Consider the following 15,601-nt stretch of genomic DNA (forward strand, 5'->3'; position numbering starts at 1 on the left):
TGTCCGCCTAGCGGTTGTTCTTCTGCATGAAGACGAGCTTCTCGAACAGCGTCACGTCCTGTTCGTTCTTCAGCAAGGCTCCCACCAGGGGTGGCACGGCGACCTTCTCGTCCCTGCTCTGGAGGGCTTCGAGCGGCATGTCCTCGGCCACCAGCAGCTTGAGCCAGTCGAGCAGTTCGGAGGTCGACGGCTTCTTCTTCAGGCCCGGAAGGTTGCGCACGTCGTAGAAGGTCTTCATGGCCGCGGCCAACAGGTCCTGCTTGAGCGTGGGGAAGTGCACCGCGACGATGCGCTTCATCGTCTCGGCGTCCGGGAACTTGATGTAGTGGAAGAAGCAGCGACGCAGGAAGGCGTCGGGCAACTCCTTCTCGTTGTTGGACGTGATGAACACCACCGGCCGGTGTTTCGCGCGGATGAGCTCGCGCGTCTCGTAGCAATAGAACTCCATGCGGTCGATCTCGCGCAGCAGATCGTTCGGGAATTCGATGTCGGCCTTGTCGATCTCGTCGATCAGGAGCGCCACGGGCCGGTCGGCCGTGAAAGCCTGCCACAGCACGCCCTTGACGATGTAGTTGTGAATGTCCTTGACGCGTTCGCCACCGTCGACGTCCGCGAGCTGCGAGTCGCGCAGGCGGCTGACCGCGTCGTACTCGTACAGGCCCTGCTGGGCCTTGGTGGTGGACTTGATGTGCCATTGCAGCAACGGCAGACCCAGGGACTGCGCCACTTCCTCGGCCAGCATGGTCTTGCCGGTGCCCGGCTCGCCCTTGACCAGCAACGGCCGCGACAGGGTGATGGAAGCATTGACCGCGAGCATCAGATCCCGTGTCGCGACGTAATTGTCTGAACCTTCGAATTTCATGGGGAGAGCGGCGTGCTGGAATGTGGAAGAAACCGGCGCCCTCGGGCGCTGCGCGGCGGGAGATCCGGTGAGCTTCGCGGCACAGGCCCGCGGGAGGCTGCCGCATATAATCGAACGTTGCTTCGAAACCGTTTCTCCACGAGATTGTGCGCGCAAAATGAACAAGTTGAAGACCACGGTATTTGCCCTCGCTGTCGCTTGCGTGACCTTTTCGGCCCAGGCACAGCCGGTGACCGGCAGTGTCGAGAACGGTTCGAGGAAGACGGCGATGTGCATCGGCTGCCATGGCATCGTGGGCTATCAGTCGAGTTTTCCCGAGGTGCACAAGGTGCCCAAGATCGCGGGCCAGAGCGCCACCTACCTCGCCGCGGCGCTCGCCGCGTACAAGGCCGGTGACCGGAAGCATCCGACCATGCGTGCCATCGCCGACACCCTGAGCGAGCAGGACATGGCCGACCTCGCGGCCTATTACGCCCAACTCGGCGTCAAACAGGGCGATGCTCCTCCGGCGGCGGCCGCCAAGGCGCCGAGCGAGCGTGTCCAGGCCCTGATCTCGCGCGACCGCGACAACGCCTGCACCAAGTGCCATGGCGCCAACTTCAACACGCCCAACGACGGCACCGTGGCCAAGCTCGCCGGCCAGCACCCCGACTACCTCTATGTGGCCTTGAAGGCTTACAAGGTCGAGAGCCGAGCCCAGCTCGGCCGCGCCAACGGCGTGATGAGCGGTCAGGCCAAGAAGTTCAGCAACGACGAACTCAAGGAACTCGCGGCCTACATCGGTTCGCTTCCGGGCGAACTCAAGACGGTGCCTGAATCGCGCTTCCACCAGACGACCGCCCGCTGAGCGGGCACCCGGCGAAGCGACGCCTTCGACGGCTCGCGCGCCGGTGCGGCAACCTCCGTCAGTCCCGTGTCGCGTGACGCTGCACGCAATCGACGTAGGCGTGGCCGTCGGGTGGTCGGCCGGCGCGCTGGCTCTCCCACATCATGCGGCCCAGGCACTCCATCGCGGCATGGTGAGCGTCGAGCAGCGAACCTCGACGCGAGGCGAGCAGTTCCACCGCCTGCCGGATGCCCCGGGGCTGGTCGATCGAGCACTGTTCGCTGATCGACAGGTGCATCGACAGGTGGAGGAACGGGTTCTCGCGGCCGCCTTGACCGTCGTACACGCGGGCCACGGCGGCGTCGGCATCGACGAGGTCGGCGTGGTATTCGGGGTGTGCGTCGATCCAGCCGGCCGCGATGGTCTCGAGGGCTTCCATCGGCTGGCCGGACCGGCTCTTCGCGTAGACGTCGCAGAAGAAGCGCCGCACTTCTTCCTGGGTGGGATTGAACATGATTCGAGGGTAGCACCGGAGGCCGTGGGGCCGGGGGTGCTGGGTACCATGCACGACGACCCGGTCCGGCATCCTCGAGCCGGGCCCGGTCCCCTCATGCATCCGCTACCGCGTTCGCGGTCCGTCCTCGAAAGGTTTTCTCCATGCCACGCATCCCACTCACCGCCGCGCCGAACCGCCGCCTGTTCGGACTGGGCGCCATCGCCGCCACGGCCACCGTCCTCTGCTTCTCGCCCTTGGGCGCGCTGGCGCAGACGGCCTATCCGTCCAAGCCGATCACGATCATCGTGCCGTTCTCCGCCGGCGGCACCACCGACATCCTGGCGCGCGTGGTGGGCCTGCACGTCGGGCAGACGCTCGGCCAGCCGGTGATCATCGACAACCGCGCTGGCGCGGGCGGCAACATCGGCACGCAGGCGGTGGCGCGCGCCCCGGCCGACGGCTACACGCTGCTGATGGGAACGGTCGGCACGCACGCCATCAACCAGGGCCTCTACAAGAAGCTGCCCTTCGACCCGATCAAGGATTTCACGCCGCTCTCGCGCGTGGCCATGGTGCCCAACCTGCTGGTCGCCAATCCCGCGCAACCCTACAAGAACGTGAAGGAACTCATCGCCTATGCCAAGGCGAATCCGGGCAAGGTCAATTTCGCCTCTTCGGGCAACGGCACGTCGATCCACCTGTCGGCCGAACTGTTCAAGCAGATGACGCAGGTCGAGATGCAGCACGTCCCCTACAAGGGCAGCGCTCCGGCGGTGGCCGACCTGATCGGTGGGCAGACGGCAATCATGTTCGACAACATGCCCTCGGTCATGCCGCACGTGAAGGCAGGCAAGCTGCGCGCGATGGCCGTCACGACGGCCCGACGCTCGCCCGCGTTGCCCGACGTGCCGACGATCGCGGAATCGGGCGTGCCAGGCTACGACACCTCGTCGTGGTTCGGTCTGCTGGCACCCGTGGGCACACCGGCCGATGTCGTCGCAAAGCTCAATGCCGCCATCGTCAAGGCATTGGCCGATCCGGAAGTCAAGACCAAGCTGGCCGAGCAGGGGGCCGAGCCGCATCCGGAGAAGCCCGAACAGTTCGCCGCCTTCATCGGCGCGGAGACGACCAAATGGGGCAAGGTCGTGAAGGAATCCGGCGCCAGCGTGGATTGAGCCCGGCGCGTCGCTGGTGTTCCCCGTCATCGCCGACTGGCACTTCTACGCGGTCGCCATTCCGGCCGTGCTGCTGCTGGGCGTGAGCAAGAGCGGCTTCGGCGCCGGCTTCGGTTCGCTGGCCGTGCCGATGATGGCGCTCGCGGTCAGTGTGCCGCAGGCCGCGGCCATGCTGATGCCCGCCTTGCTGCTGATGGACCTGCTGGGCATCGCCGCTTTCCGCCGCGATTTCGATGGCCGCCTGCTGAGACTGCTGATCCCCTGCGGTCTGGTGGGGACCGTCGTGGGCGCCCTGCTGTTCAGTGTCCTGGACGCGGCGACGGTCGCGGGCCTGGTGGGCGGTTGCACGCTGCTGTTCCTGGCGCAGCGCCTGGTCTTTCCGCCGCGCGCGGATGCCCGTGCGCCGTCGCGTGCGGTGGGCGGCGTGCTGGCGGCCGTCGGCGGCTTCACCAGCTTCATCGCGCACGCGGGCGGCCCACCCGTGAGCGCCTACCTCATTCCGATGCGGTTGAAGCCGGTCGTCTTCACGGCGACGATGGCCTACCTGTTCTTCGTCATCAACCTGAGCAAGTGGATTCCGTACGCCTGGCTGGGCCTGCTCGACCTGCGCAACATGGCGACCTCGCTGGTGCTGCTGCCGTTCGCGCCGATCGGCGTGTGGCTCGGCATCCGCATCGCGCGGCGCATCGATCCGGTCTGGTTCTATCGCTTCGTCTACGCCGGCATGCTGCTCACGGGCCTCAAGCTCGTGAGCGACGCGTTCCAGGGCCGCTGATCGTCGACCCTACTCGTGGTCCCAGTGGCGGCTGGCGAGGCGCTCGCGTTCCTCGCGCTCGCGGGCCATCTGGCGCGCGAACTGCTGGCGGCCTTCCTTGGCCACCGCGATGAGCTTGGCGCGATCCTTGTAGTGCGGATAGGTCTCCTGCATGAGCTTGAGGTTGCGGCGACGGAACACCATCGTCGACTCGCGCGCCTCGTGCGCCGGCCAGCCCAGCACCTCGAGCACCGAGCGCGCGCTGCGCAGGGACGACTCGAACATCTCGCGCTCGACGAACTCGACCTTGCGATCCTGCAGCTGGTAGAGGTGACCGACGTTGCGTGCGCGCGCCACGATGCGCGCCTGCGGGAAATGCGCGCGCACGAGGTCGACGATGTCCAGCGACTGCTCGACGTCGTCGACCGCCACGACGATCGCCTCCGCCGTGCCGGCGCCCGCGTTGCGCAGCAGGTCGAGGCGCGTGGCATCGCCGTAGAAGACGCGGAAGCCGAACTCGCGCAGGCCCTCGACGGTGTCGGGGTCGTGGTCGAGCACGGTCACCTCCAGGCCCTGGGAGAACAGCAGCCGACCGACGATCTGCCCGTAACGCCCGAAGCCGCAGATCAGCACCTTGGGCGCCTGCGGCTCGGAGATCTCGGCCATGGTGGTGGCGCCGCCCCGGCTGTAGCGCGGGAGCACGAATTTGTCGATCGCCACCAGCAGCAGCGGAGACACCAGCATCGACAGCGCCACCGCCGCGATCAGGAACGACGCCGTCGTCGGCGGCAGGACGTCCGGTCCGGCCGCCTGGAACACCACGAAGGCGAATTCGCCGCCCTGTGCCAGCAGCAGCGTGAACACCGGGCGCTGCTGGTAGGGCACCCCCATCGCCTTGCCCAGCGCATAGATGACGGCGAACTTCAGTGCCAGGAAGCCCGCGACCACCAGCGCCATCAATCCCGGATGGGCCATCAGCACCCCGAAGTCGATGCTCATTCCCACGGCGATGAAGAACAGGCCCAGCAGCAGGCCCTTGAACGGCTCGATGTCGGTCTCGAGTTCGCGCCGGTACTCGCTCTCCGCGAGCAGCACGCCCGCCAGGAACGCGCCCAGGGCCATCGACAGCCCGACGAACTGCATCAGCGCCGCGATCGCCACGACCAGCAGCAGCGCGGTGGCGGTGAAGATCTCCGGCGTGTTGCTGCGCGCGATCCAGCGCAGCAACGGACGCACCAGCAGCCGCCCGCCCAGCACGATGCCCGCGATTACGCCGACGATCCTGGCGGCCTGCCAGGCGCGCGCGGCGCCGTCGGCGACGTCAGGCGCATCGGCGCCGGCCACCGCGAGCAGCGGCAACAGCGCCAGGATCGGGATCGCCGCGACGTCCTGGAACAGCAGGATCGAGAAGCCGGCCTGGCCGCTGGACGCGGCGAGCAGGTTGCGCTCGCCGAAGACCTGCAGCGCGATGGCCGTGGACGACAGGGCCAGGCCCAGCGCCGCGACGAGCGCCACGCGCCAGCCGGCGCCGGCCATCCAGCCGACCGCGAACAGCACCGCCGCGCAGCCCAGCACCTGCGCCGAGCCCCAGCCGAAGATCGGCCGGCGCAGGTTCCACAGTCGCTCGGGTTCGAGTTCGAGCCCCACCAGGAACAGCATCAGCACGACGCCGAACTCGGCGAAATGCAGCACCTGCTCGACGCTGGAGACCAGTCCCAGTCCCCACGGACCGATGGCGATGCCGGCGGCGAGGTAGCCGATGATGGAGCCCAGGCCGAGCGCCTTGGACAGCGGCACGACCAGCACGGCGGCGCCCAGGTAGATCAGGCTGGCGGTGAGCCAGGCGGGTGCGTGTTCCATGGCGCTCAGGCGACCGTCGCGGGGGAGGACGCGGGGGCAGGGCGATCGCGCAAGGGCACGGTGCACGTCGGGCAGGCGTCGATCTCGGCCATCTCCGGCCAGTCGGGATATCGCCGCAGGCGCTGCGCGAAGACCTCGGTGTGCGCGCGCAGTTCGACTTCGGTGGCGCGGCTGGCGCCGTGGAGCAGCAGCGGTGGGAGGAAGCGCATGCCGCACAGCGCCGCGGTCTGCTCGTAGGGCGGCAGGAAGGCGTCGAAGAAGTAGCGGTTGTAGCCCTGCGGGTGGTAGCTCTCCTGCGTCCCGCCGGTGGAGGCGACCAGCCAGACATCCTTGCCGCGCAGTGTCGTGCCGCCCGGGCCGTAGGCCCAGCCATAACGCAGCACCTCGTCGAGCCAGAGCTTCTGCAGCGGCGGCATCGAATACCACTGGATCGGATGCAGCAGCACCAGCAGGTCGGCACCCGCGAGCCGTTCTCGCTCGGACTCGACGTCGATGGCGAAGTCGGGATAGCTGCCGTACAGGTCGTTCACGTCGATGTCGACCGCGCCGTCGCCGTCCGCGGCCAGCGAGCGGGCGGCCGCGAGCAGGCGGCGGTTGACGTGCGAGTCGCGCCAGCGCGGATGGGCCGCGACGAGGTAGATGCGGGGGCGGCCGGCCGTGCCGTCGGAAGATGGAGTCATGCGTCGAACATAGCGCACGGACGCGTGTCGCGGCGTTCCGGCCGCCCGCTTGCGGACATCGGCGGCTTGTCGCCCCATGGACACCGCGCCGCCAGCCCGTCGCCTTACAGTGCGCCGCATGAAAAAGACCTTCCAGACCCTTCGCGAACTGGCCGATCAGGCCGGCCAGGACGTCGCCGTGAGCGACTGGCTCGTCGTCACGCAGGCGCAGGTGGACCGGTTCGCCGAGGCCACCGGCGACCATCAGTGGATCCACGTCGACCCCGAACGCGCCAAGGCCGGCCCGTTCGGCGCGCCGATCGCACACGGTTTTCTGACGCTGTCGCTGCTGCCGCGTTTCTTCGAGTCCGCGCTGGAGATCGTCGAATCCGGCATGGGCGTGAACTACGGACTCAACCGCGTGCGTTTCATGTCCCCCGTGCCCGTGGGCAGCCGGTTGCGTGCCCGCATGAAGCTCTTGTCGGCCGAACCGATCGCCGGGGACGGCTACCAGATGACGTGGGAGACGACGGTCGAGCTCGAAGGCGCGACCAAGCCCGCCTGCGTGGCGGAATCGGTGGTGCGTCGCTACCGCTGAGGCGTGACGGGGGCGGTCTGACGGCGCGCGGCCAGGGCCGGCGTCGCGACGCGCGGCGGCACCGGATTCACGCGAAACCCTGCTGGCGCCAGGCTTCGAAGACGGTCACGGCGACGGCATTCGAGAGGTTCAGGCTGCGCTGGTGCTCGCGCATCGGCAGGCGCAGTCGCTGCGCCGCGGGGAACCGCTCGCGCAACGCGGGTGCCAGGCCGCGTGTCTCCGATCCGAAGACCAGCCAGTCCCCCGGCTCGAATGCCGTGTCGTGCACGGTGCGGGTGCCCCGCGTGGTGAGGGCGAACATGCGATCGGGCGCCGGGTGCTCGGCATCGAGCAGCGCGTCCCAGCCGGCATGGCGACGCACCTCGGCGTACTCGTGGTAGTCCAGGCCGGCGCGGCGCAGCAGGCGGTCGTCCATCGAGAAGCCCAGGGGCTCGACCAGGTGCAGCGTGCAGCCGGTGTTGGCCGACAGCCGGATCACGTTGCCGGTGTTGGGCGGTATTTCGGGTTCGACGAGGACGATGTGGAACATGGCGCGGGATGGATGGCTTCGACGGTCGGCAGTGGTCGGGGAAGGCAGGTGGAACCCGCACGGTGCCGGATGGACGCGAGCATGCGGGAGGATAGCGACGCGGCGGTCCGTGGCCTCAGGCTGGCGCTTCCGTCCTGGCCAGCACCAGGCCCGTGAGGTGCGCCGCACCGGCGGCCCGCAGCACCTGTGCCGCAGCGAACAGCGATGCGCCGCTGGTCATGACGTCGTCCACCAGCACGACGCGACGGCCGCGCAGCGACGCCGCGCGCAGTGGCTCGACGGCGAACGCACCCTGCAGGTTGAGCAGCCGTTGCGCACGTGCGAGTCCGTGCTGCGCGGGCGTGTCGCGCAGACGCAGCAACAGGGTCGCATCGGTCTTGCCGGGCGACAGGCGGCGCGCGAGTTCGAGCGACTGGTTGAACCCGCGCTCCCGCAGGCGTGCCTTCGCCAGTGGCATCGGCAGCACCACATCGCAGCGCTCGAGCGCCGGCTCGGTCCACGGCGCGCTGCGCATGAGCTGCGCGAAGACGGCCGCCCAACCGGTCTCGCCACGGAACTTGAAGTGGCCGATGTGCACGGGCCAAGGCCAGGCGTAGGCGCAGGCGGCGATGCAGGCGTCCAGCGGCGGGGGGTGGCGCACGCAGTCGCTGCAGCGCTCGACGCCGGGGGGCACGGGAATGGCGCAGGCAGGGCAACGCGCCACGGGCGCCGCGAACCGGGCGATGCATGGGTCGCACAGCGGTCGTGACGGCCAGGCGCGGCAGATCGCGCACTGGCTCGGTACGCGGGTCGCCAGAGCGTCCGCCAGGGACGACAGCAGGCGGGGAAAGTGGAAAGGGCGCACGGCCCGGCGGGAACGCATCGCTCAATATACTGAGCGTTCCCATGCCTGCCGAATCCTCTCAGCGTCCGCCCACCATCGATCCCGTGGCCGCCGTGCGATGGGCGCGCCTGCCGATCGTCGGGGAAGGCTCGCCGTGGCTGCACGAGGAGATCGGCCGGCGCATGGAGGATCGCCTGCAATGGATCACCGCCAAGCCCGCCAGCTGGGCCGACTGGTCACCTTTGCGTGGCGGTCTCGAGGCGCACGCACGCGTCGCCAGGCGCTATCGCGATGCGCCGGTCTTCGTGATCGAACCCGACGCCCCCCTGGCGGCGCTCACGGCCCGGACCCTGGCCGTGCCGTGGTGGAACGCGCGGCGCTGGCAGGGCGGTCAGGCGCGCTTCGAGGCGCCGCCGGAAGCGGGCGTGGATCTGCTCTGGGCCAACATGGCGCTGCACATGGCGCCCGATCCCCAGGCGCTGATCGCCACTTGGCACGCGCGCCTGGCGACCGATGGCTTCCTCATGTTCTCGTGCCTCGGGCCCGACACGCTGCACGAGTTGCGCGGCCTCTACGAACAGTTCGGCTGGCCGCCGCCCGGTCACCAGTTCACCGACATGCACGACTGGGGCGACATGCTCGTGGGCGCCGGTTTCGCCGAGCCGATCATGGACATGGAGCGCGTCGTGCTGACCTGGGCCACGCCCGAGGCCGCACTGGCCGAACTGCGCGGTCTCGGACGCAACCTGCACCCGCAGCGCTTCGGGGCGCTGCGCGGAAGACGCTGGCGCGATGCCTTGCACCAAGCCTTGGCGGCGCTGGCCGTTCCCGGACACAACGACGGCCGCATCGCACTGACGTTCGAGGTCGTCTACGGCCATGCCTTCAAACCGCCACCGCGCGTCGCGCTGTCAGGCGAAAGCGCCGTGTCGCTGCGTCAGATGCGCGAGATGCTGCAGCGCGGGCGTCCCTAAAGCGCCTCGCTTTCGATAGGTGAGCCGCTACAATCCGGGGCTGCGCCAACTCCCGGGAATCCCCCCGCGATCGACGTCCGTCGGATGAGGGTTCGGCGGCTGTCGACGAACCGATCTGCCGAACTCGCCCGTGTCGAATTCCGTGTTTCGTTTTGCCACCGTTTCCGGCCAGGACACCCACTGGCTGCTGAAGCGCAACTGCTCGGTGACGCCGTCCCAGCTCGGCTGGTTGTACGCCTCGCTGTGTTTTGTCTCGCTTGGCATCGGTGTGGCGTTCTGGTTGTGCGGCGCGACGATGGTGCTGCCTTTCGCGTGGCTGGAACTGGTGGCCGTGGGTGTGGCGTTCCTGATGTATGCCCGGCATGCGACGGATGGCGAGCGCATCGAGCTTCAGGCTGGAAGGCTGGTGGTTGAACTGGAGAATGCCGGGCATCGCGAGCGCGTCGAGTTCCTGCCGCATCAGGTGCGTGTCGAACCCGAGGCCAGCGACCGCTCGCTGATCAAGGTGTCGGGTCAGGGACGTTCGGTCAAGGTGGGGCGTTACGTGCGTCCTGAACTGAGGGCGGCGCTGGCGCGGGAGATCCGCATGGCGCTGCGCGGTGCCTGAGCGGACAGGTGCGTGTGGGCGTCGCCGATGACACGGGCCCGTGTGGATTCAACGGACGAATGAAGAAGAAGTGATCACGATGAAGAGCATTTGGCGCAACAAGTTCAGTCCCGCACATCTCCTGCTGGCCGTCGGCGCGACGTTCGGCGGCATGGCGCACGCGGTCGAGGACCTGCCCGGCGGGCCCATGGTGCGTCAGCTGAACCTGCCCACCGGCGTCACCAAGATCGCCCAGGAGCAGCATCTCCTGCACACGCTCATGATGATCCTGTGCACGGTCATCTTCGTCGCCGTGTTCGCGGTGATGTTCTATTCGATCTGGAAGCATCGCAAGTCGGTGGGCCACAAGGCCGCCAACTTTCACGAGTCCGTGGTGGTCGAGGTGATCTGGACCATCGTGCCTTTCGTCATCGTGATCCTCATGGCGCTTCCCGCCACGAAGGTGCTGGTGGCACAGAAGGACACCACCAACGCCGACCTCACCGTCAAGGTCACCGGCTATCAGTGGAAGTGGGGTTACGACTACATCAAGGGGGAGGGCGAGGGGCTGGGCTTCATCTCCACGCTCGACAGTTCGCACCGGGCCATGTCGGATGCCGGCGCCAAGGGCACGATCCCGGTCGACTATCTTTTCAAGGTGGACAACCCGTTCGTGGTGCCGGTCGACAAGAAGATCCGCGTGATCACCACCGCCAACGACGTGATCCACGCCTTTGCCGTACCTCAGTTCGGCATCAAGCAGGATGCGATTCCCGGCTTCGTGCGCGACACGTGGTTTCGGGCCGAGAAGGTGGGCGACTACTACGGCCAGTGCCAGGAACTGTGTGGCAAGGAGCATGCGTACATGCCCATCCACGTGAAGGTGGTCTCGGCGGCCGACTACACCGCCTGGGTCGACGGCAAGCGCAAGGAAGCCGCGGCCAAGCTCGACGACCCGAACAAGGTCTGGGCGCTGCCCGAGATCATGGCGCGCGGCGAGCGCGTCTACGCCGCCAATTGCGCCGCCTGCCATCAGGCCAACGGCAAGGGCGCGGGACCGATCAAGCCGCTCGACGGCTCGCCCAAGGTGCTCGACCCCAACCACGCCGACCAGATCAACGTGCTGCTCAGGGGCCAGAACAACGGCGCCATGCCGGCCTGGAAGCAATTGAGCGACACCGATCTCGCCGCCGTGATCAGCTTCACGAAGAACAGCTGGTCCAACAAGACCGGCCAACTGGTGCAGCCAGCCGAAGTCAAGGCCGAGCGGGCCAAGCTCTGAGCGGCGCCTGAAGTCCGCGACGCCCCGACATCCAAGGAATCCAAGACATGAGCGCAGTCCTCGACCCCCACGGCCACGCCCACGGCGACCATGCCCATGACGAACATCACGACGCTCCCACCGGCTGGCGTCGCTGGCTGTTCGCGACCAATCACAAGGACATCGGCACGCTGTACCTGCTGTTCAGCTTCACCATGCTGATGGTGGGCGGTGTGCTCGCGTTGCTGATCCGCGCCGAGTTGTTCCAGCCCGGCCTGCAATTGGTCAATCCTGAACTCTTCAACCAGTTCACCACCATGCACGGTCTGATCATGGTGTTCGGCGCGATCATGCCGGCCTTCGTCGGTTTCGCGAACTGGATGATTCCGTTGCAGATCGGCGCGTCCGACATGGCGTTCGCGCGCATGAACAACTTCAGCTTCTGGCTGATGATTCCGGCCGCGCTGACCCTGGTGTCGAGCTTCTTCATGCCCGGCGGCGCTCCGGCGGCCGGCTGGACGCTCTACGCGCCGCTCACGTTGCAGATGGGCCCGTCGATGGACGCCGGCATCTTCGCGATGCACCTGCTGGGGGCCTCTTCGATCATGGGTTCCATCAACATCATCGTCACGATCCTCAACATGCGCGCTCCGGGCATGACGCTCATGAAGATGCCGATGTTCTGCTGGACCTGGCTCATCACCGCCTATCTGCTCATCGCCGTGATGCCGGTGCTCGCCGGCGCCATCACGATGACGTTGACCGATCGTCACTTCGGCACCAGCTTCTTCAATCCCGCCGGTGGCGGCGACCCGGTGATGTACCAGCACATCTTCTGGTTCTTCGGCCATCCCGAGGTCTACATCATGATCCTGCCGGCCTTCGGCATCATCAGCCAGATCGTGCCGGCGTTCTCGCGCAAGAAGCTTTTCGGCTACGCGTCGATGGTCTACGCCACCTCGTCGATCGCCATCCTGTCGTTCATCGTCTGGGCGCACCACATGTTCACGACCGGCATGCCGGTCACTGGCCAGCTCTTCTTCATGTACGCGACGATGCTGATCGCCGTGCCCACGGCCGTGAAGATCTTCAACTGGATCGCGACGATGTGGCAAGGCTCGATGACCTTCGAGACGCCGATGCTGTTCGCGGTCGGCTTCATCTTCGTCTTCACCATGGGCGGCTTCACCGGCCTGATCCTGGCCGTGGCGCCCATCGACATCCAGCTGCAGGACACCTACTACGTGGTGGCGCACTTCCACTACGTGCTGGTGGCGGGCTCGCTCTACGCCATGTTCGCCGGCGTGTATTACTGGCTGCCGAAATGGACCGGGGTGATGTACAGCGAGGCACGCGGCAAGCTGCACTTCTGGTGGTCGCTGATCTCCTTCAATGTCACTTTCTTCCCGATGCATTTCCTGGGTCTCGCCGGCATGCCGCGTCGCTATGCCGACTATCCGATGCAGTTCGCCGACTTCAACGCCGTGGCCAGCGTCGGCGCGTTCGCCTTCGGTCTTGCCCAGGTCTATTTCTTCGTGTTCATCGTCCTGCCCGCCATGATGGGCAAGGGTGAGAAGGCCCCACAGAAGCCGTGGGAAGCCGCCGAAGGACTCGAATGGGAAGTGCCGTCGCCGGCGCCGTTCCACACCTTCGAGACGCCGCCGCGTCTGGATGCCACGGCGTCCAAGATCATCGGCTGAGCCGACGCAACGACCGATCAGGACGCCGCACATCCATGGCCATGACACCCGAGCAAAAGAAGAACAACCGCCGCATGGGGTTGACGCTGGCGTCGATCGCCATCCTGTTCTTCATCGGTTTCCTGGTGCGCATGGTGGTGTTCGGCCGCTGAGCTGAACGTCGTCTCGATCCCGCCAGCTAGACGATCTCCCAGGACACCAGGACGCTCATGAGCATCGGTCAACGGCTGCATCGCGAGAACCTCCGCATGGTGGGCAAGCTCGCCGTGGTGGCCTGCGGCATGTTCGCGTTTGGCTACCTGCTCATCCCGGTGTATCGACACATCTGCGAGATGACCGGCATCAACATTCTTTCGTTGACCGAGCGCCAGGTGCCCGGAAACGGCGCTGCCGGCGCACAGGTGCGCGTGCCCGAGAATTCGCAGGTCGACATGAGCCGCACCATCACGGTCGAGTTCGACGCCAACGTGCGGGGGCCGTGGGACTTCAAGCCGGCCCAACGCTCCATCCAGGTGCATCCGGGCGAGTTGAAATCGGTGATGTACGAATTCCAGAATGTGCAGAACCGTCGAATGGCGGCGCAGGCGATCCCGAGCTACGCGCCGGCGCAGGCAGCGCCTTACTTCAACAAGCTCGAGTGCTTCTGCTTCAGCCAGTACACGCTGGAGGCCGGCGAAAAGAAGGAATGGCCGGTGGCCTTCGTGATCGATCCGAAGATATCCAAGGACGTGACGACCATCACCCTGTCCTATACGTTCTTCGAGGTGGGAGGCAAGACGCCTGCCGCGCCGAGCGCATCGGTCGGATCGATCGTGCCCGTCACGGAGCCTCGTTCGTGAGAACGAACGGCGATGGCGGCGAGGTGGCCCGTGGTGGGCGGGGCAGCGTCTGGCGCACCGTCAAGGCGGTGGCCTGGGGTTTCTTCGGCGTGCGGAAGAACAGTGCCTATCAGGAAGACATCGCTCGCCTCACGCCGCTGCACGTCGTGATCGTGGGACTGGTGGCCGTGATCGTGTTCGTCGTCGCGCTGATCGTGCTGGTCCGGCACGTGGTCGCGGCTTGAAATCCCTTTTTTGCATCGCATGCGACAGAACATCCGAATCGAGAGAAGAAAGCAGGAGCTGATATGAGTTCAACCACGCACGCCACGACACCCTACTATTTCGTGCCCGGACCGTCGCGTCATCCGCTCATGGCGTCGATCGGGCTGTTCTTCGTCATCCTCGGCGCAGGCCAGTGGATCAACGGCCAGCAATGGGGTGCCTATTCGCTCGCGTTCGGCCTGCTGTGGTGGTGGGGCGTGCTCTACCAATGGTTCCGCGATGCGATCGGCGAAAGCGAGGGCGGACAGTACAGCCATCGCATCGATCTGTCCTACCGCTGGAGCATGAGCTGGTTCATCTTTTCCGAGGTGATGTTCTTCGGTGCGTTCTTCACGGCGCTTTGGTGGGCTCGCGTCCATGCGTTGCCCGCGCTCGGCAGCCTGGACAACGCGCTGCTGTGGCCCGATTTCAAGGCCGTGTGGCCGAGCATGGCGGCCGGCGCGACCGGTTCACCGGCCGACATCGTCGAGCCGTTCCAGACCGTCGGCCCGTTCTGGCTGCCCACCATCAACACGGCGCTGCTGCTGAGTTCCGGCGTGACGCTGACCATCGCCCACCACGCATTGCGTGCCGATCATCGCGCGCAGTGCGTGCGCTTCATGTGGCTGACCGTCGTTCTGGGCATTGTCTTCCTCGGCGTGCAGGGTTACGAGTACTACCACCTCTATACCGAACTCAACCTCAAGCTGAGTTCAGGCACCTACGGTTCGACCTTCTTCATGCTGACCGGCTTTCACGGCCTGCACGTCCTCATCGGCATGCTGATGCTGCTGTTCATCACGCTGCGCCTGCAGCGCGGTCATTTCACGCCCGAGCGCCACTTCGGCTTCGAAGGCGCGGCCTGGTACTGGCACTTCGTCGACGTGGTCTGGCTGGGCCTCTATGTGATGGTGTACTGGCTTTGAACGAGCATCCCGGCACGACCACCAAGCGCCGCGAGGCGCTTTTTTCATGGCTTCCCGGCAACGGTCGCGGTGAGCGGGCGTCGTTCTGGACCTGGAACGAGCACGACCTACTTGCCGATCGGGAGCCCGCCCGGCTGGATGTAGCCCAGCTTCCACGCCGCCAGCAGGCAGACGAACAGCAGCACCGAAAGCCCGATGCGCACGGTCAGCGCGCGCGCCATGTTGCCGCTTCGGGCGCGGCCGTCGCGCCCGCCGCCTCGCAGCATCGAAACGAGCGCCCAGCCCAGGCTGCCCAGGATGCCGACGAAGGCCGCCGCGATGAGGTATTTCATGCGCCGGATTATCGGCCGGGTGCCGCCGCGGCGCCGGCCAAGGCTGCGTCGTGGACCGGGGCTCGAGTGCGTCCGTGGGCGCAGCCGCAAAGCCAGGTGCAGCCGCGGCCCCGAGTGCCGTCGGCGACCGGTGGGCATCCGGAACCGGCACGATCGTC

The 15,601-nt window shown here is 66.8% G+C and carries 19 protein-coding genes; 12 read left to right on the forward strand and 7 right to left on the reverse strand.

What is annotated here, in order from left to right:
• Window positions 1-7: 7 nt before the first annotated feature.
• On the reverse strand, window positions 8-862 hold the full coding sequence (locus NF681_06570; protein UST54852.1) for a MoxR family ATPase: 855 nt from the start codon (window positions 860-862) through the stop codon (window positions 8-10).
• A 157-nt stretch (window positions 863-1,019) separates the two neighbouring features.
• Here NF681_06570 and NF681_06575 point away from each other — a divergent pair, with 157 nt between their 5' ends.
• A complete protein-coding gene (locus NF681_06575; GenBank protein ID UST54853.1) occupies window positions 1,020-1,709 on the forward strand; it encodes a c-type cytochrome in 690 nt (229 codons plus the stop codon).
• Window positions 1,710-1,767: 58 nt separating this feature from the next.
• Here NF681_06575 and NF681_06580 read toward each other — a convergent pair whose 3' ends face one another.
• Window positions 1,768-2,202, reverse strand: coding sequence for a DUF1841 family protein (locus NF681_06580; GenBank protein ID UST54854.1), 435 nt, complete (start codon window positions 2,200-2,202; stop codon window positions 1,768-1,770).
• A 143-nt stretch (window positions 2,203-2,345) separates the two neighbouring features.
• Here NF681_06580 and NF681_06585 point away from each other — a divergent pair, with 143 nt between their 5' ends.
• The gene (locus NF681_06585; protein UST54855.1) at window positions 2,346-3,359 is read left to right on the forward strand and encodes a tripartite tricarboxylate transporter substrate binding protein; all 1,014 of its coding nucleotides are present in this window, start codon (window positions 2,346-2,348) and stop codon (window positions 3,357-3,359) included.
• A gap of 13 nt (window positions 3,360-3,372) precedes the next feature.
• Window positions 3,373-4,134, forward strand: coding sequence for a sulfite exporter TauE/SafE family protein (locus NF681_06590; protein ID UST55691.1), 762 nt, complete (start codon window positions 3,373-3,375; stop codon window positions 4,132-4,134).
• A 9-nt stretch (window positions 4,135-4,143) separates the two neighbouring features.
• On the opposite strand, the gene kefC is transcribed toward NF681_06590, so the two are convergent.
• Entirely contained in the window at window positions 4,144-5,973 is a 1,830-nt protein-coding gene (gene kefC / locus NF681_06595) for a glutathione-regulated potassium-efflux system protein KefC (GenBank protein UST54856.1), read from the reverse strand.
• A gap of 5 nt (window positions 5,974-5,978) precedes the next feature.
• Complete coding sequence (locus NF681_06600; GenBank protein UST54857.1) at window positions 5,979-6,653, reverse strand: NAD(P)H-dependent oxidoreductase; 675 nt, start codon at window positions 6,651-6,653, stop codon at window positions 5,979-5,981.
• Between the two features lie 118 nt (window positions 6,654-6,771).
• Between NF681_06600 and NF681_06605 the strand changes: the two genes are divergently transcribed.
• Complete coding sequence (locus NF681_06605; protein ID UST54858.1) at window positions 6,772-7,230, forward strand: MaoC family dehydratase; 459 nt, start codon at window positions 6,772-6,774, stop codon at window positions 7,228-7,230.
• A 67-nt stretch (window positions 7,231-7,297) separates the two neighbouring features.
• Here the strand turns inward: NF681_06605 and trmL are convergent, their stop codons facing one another.
• On the reverse strand, window positions 7,298-7,759 hold the full coding sequence (gene trmL / locus NF681_06610) for a tRNA (uridine(34)/cytosine(34)/5-carboxymethylaminomethyluridine(34)-2'-O)-methyltransferase TrmL (protein ID UST54859.1): 462 nt from the start codon (window positions 7,757-7,759) through the stop codon (window positions 7,298-7,300).
• A 115-nt stretch (window positions 7,760-7,874) separates the two neighbouring features.
• Window positions 7,875-8,621, reverse strand: a complete 747-nt coding sequence (locus NF681_06615) for a ComF family protein (GenBank protein UST54860.1) — start codon at window positions 8,619-8,621, stop codon at window positions 7,875-7,877.
• 23 nt (window positions 8,622-8,644) lie between these two features.
• Between NF681_06615 and NF681_06620 the strand changes: the two genes are divergently transcribed.
• The 8 genes from NF681_06620 to NF681_06655 all read left to right on the forward strand — a co-directional run bounded on the left by NF681_06620 (window position 8,645) and on the right by NF681_06655 (window position 15,111).
• On the forward strand, window positions 8,645-9,556 hold the full coding sequence (locus NF681_06620) for a biotin synthase (protein UST54861.1): 912 nt from the start codon (window positions 8,645-8,647) through the stop codon (window positions 9,554-9,556).
• Between the two features lie 130 nt (window positions 9,557-9,686).
• The gene (locus NF681_06625; GenBank protein ID UST54862.1) at window positions 9,687-10,163 is read left to right on the forward strand and encodes a DUF2244 domain-containing protein; all 477 of its coding nucleotides are present in this window, start codon (window positions 9,687-9,689) and stop codon (window positions 10,161-10,163) included.
• Between the two features lie 79 nt (window positions 10,164-10,242).
• The gene (gene coxB / locus NF681_06630) at window positions 10,243-11,424 is read left to right on the forward strand and encodes a cytochrome c oxidase subunit II (GenBank protein UST54863.1); all 1,182 of its coding nucleotides are present in this window, start codon (window positions 10,243-10,245) and stop codon (window positions 11,422-11,424) included.
• A 47-nt stretch (window positions 11,425-11,471) separates the two neighbouring features.
• Window positions 11,472-13,103 (forward strand): cytochrome c oxidase subunit I, encoded by a 1,632-nt coding sequence (ctaD, locus tag NF681_06635; GenBank protein ID UST54864.1) that lies wholly within the window; start codon window positions 11,472-11,474, stop codon window positions 13,101-13,103.
• Window positions 13,104-13,144: 41 nt separating this feature from the next.
• Window positions 13,145-13,255: a cytochrome oxidase small assembly protein gene (locus tag NF681_06640; protein ID UST54865.1), complete on the forward strand. Its 111-nt coding sequence runs from the start codon at window positions 13,145-13,147 to the stop codon at window positions 13,253-13,255.
• 57 nt (window positions 13,256-13,312) lie between these two features.
• Entirely contained in the window at window positions 13,313-13,942 is a 630-nt protein-coding gene (locus NF681_06645; protein UST54866.1) for a cytochrome c oxidase assembly protein, read from the forward strand.
• The gene (locus NF681_06650) at window positions 13,939-14,166 is read left to right on the forward strand and encodes a DUF2970 domain-containing protein (GenBank protein ID UST54867.1); all 228 of its coding nucleotides are present in this window, start codon (window positions 13,939-13,941) and stop codon (window positions 14,164-14,166) included. Before NF681_06645 ends, NF681_06650 begins: the two co-directional genes overlap by 4 nt.
• 63 nt (window positions 14,167-14,229) lie before the next feature.
• Window positions 14,230-15,111: a cytochrome c oxidase subunit 3 gene (locus NF681_06655; protein UST54868.1), complete on the forward strand. Its 882-nt coding sequence runs from the start codon at window positions 14,230-14,232 to the stop codon at window positions 15,109-15,111.
• Window positions 15,112-15,218: 107 nt separating this feature from the next.
• Here the strand turns inward: NF681_06655 and NF681_06660 are convergent, their stop codons facing one another.
• Window positions 15,219-15,443: a twin transmembrane helix small protein gene (locus NF681_06660; protein UST54869.1), complete on the reverse strand. Its 225-nt coding sequence runs from the start codon at window positions 15,441-15,443 to the stop codon at window positions 15,219-15,221.
• Window positions 15,444-15,601: the final 158 nt, after the last annotated feature.

This window comes from Comamonadaceae bacterium OTU4NAUVB1, from assembly GCA_024372625.1.
In the GTDB taxonomy this organism is placed as follows: domain Bacteria; phylum Pseudomonadota; class Gammaproteobacteria; order Burkholderiales; family Burkholderiaceae_C; genus Variovorax.

Coding starts and splice junctions, on each gene's coding strand:
- NF681_06570 (UST54852.1), bottom strand. CDS start 862: ATGAAATTCGAAGGTTCAGACAATTACGTCGCGACACGGGATCTGATG.
- NF681_06575 (UST54853.1), top strand. CDS start 1,020: ATGAACAAGTTGAAGACCACGGTATTTGCCCTCGCTGTCGCTTGCGTG.
- NF681_06580 (UST54854.1), bottom strand. CDS start 2,202: ATGTTCAATCCCACCCAGGAAGAAGTGCGGCGCTTCTTCTGCGACGTC.
- NF681_06585 (UST54855.1), top strand. CDS start 2,346: ATGCCACGCATCCCACTCACCGCCGCGCCGAACCGCCGCCTGTTCGGA.
- kefC (UST54856.1), bottom strand. CDS start 5,973: ATGGAACACGCACCCGCCTGGCTCACCGCCAGCCTGATCTACCTGGGC.
- NF681_06600 (UST54857.1), bottom strand. CDS start 6,653: ATGACTCCATCTTCCGACGGCACGGCCGGCCGCCCCCGCATCTACCTC.
- NF681_06605 (UST54858.1), top strand. CDS start 6,772: ATGAAAAAGACCTTCCAGACCCTTCGCGAACTGGCCGATCAGGCCGGC.
- trmL (UST54859.1), bottom strand. CDS start 7,759: ATGTTCCACATCGTCCTCGTCGAACCCGAAATACCGCCCAACACCGGC.
- NF681_06615 (UST54860.1), bottom strand. CDS start 8,621: ATGCGTTCCCGCCGGGCCGTGCGCCCTTTCCACTTTCCCCGCCTGCTG.
- NF681_06620 (UST54861.1), top strand. CDS start 8,645: ATGCCTGCCGAATCCTCTCAGCGTCCGCCCACCATCGATCCCGTGGCC.
- coxB (UST54863.1), top strand. CDS start 10,243: ATGAAGAGCATTTGGCGCAACAAGTTCAGTCCCGCACATCTCCTGCTG.
- ctaD (UST54864.1), top strand. CDS start 11,472: ATGAGCGCAGTCCTCGACCCCCACGGCCACGCCCACGGCGACCATGCC.
- NF681_06640 (UST54865.1), top strand. CDS start 13,145: ATGACACCCGAGCAAAAGAAGAACAACCGCCGCATGGGGTTGACGCTG.
- NF681_06645 (UST54866.1), top strand. CDS start 13,313: ATGAGCATCGGTCAACGGCTGCATCGCGAGAACCTCCGCATGGTGGGC.
- NF681_06655 (UST54868.1), top strand. CDS start 14,230: ATGAGTTCAACCACGCACGCCACGACACCCTACTATTTCGTGCCCGGA.
- NF681_06660 (UST54869.1), bottom strand. CDS start 15,443: ATGAAATACCTCATCGCGGCGGCCTTCGTCGGCATCCTGGGCAGCCTG.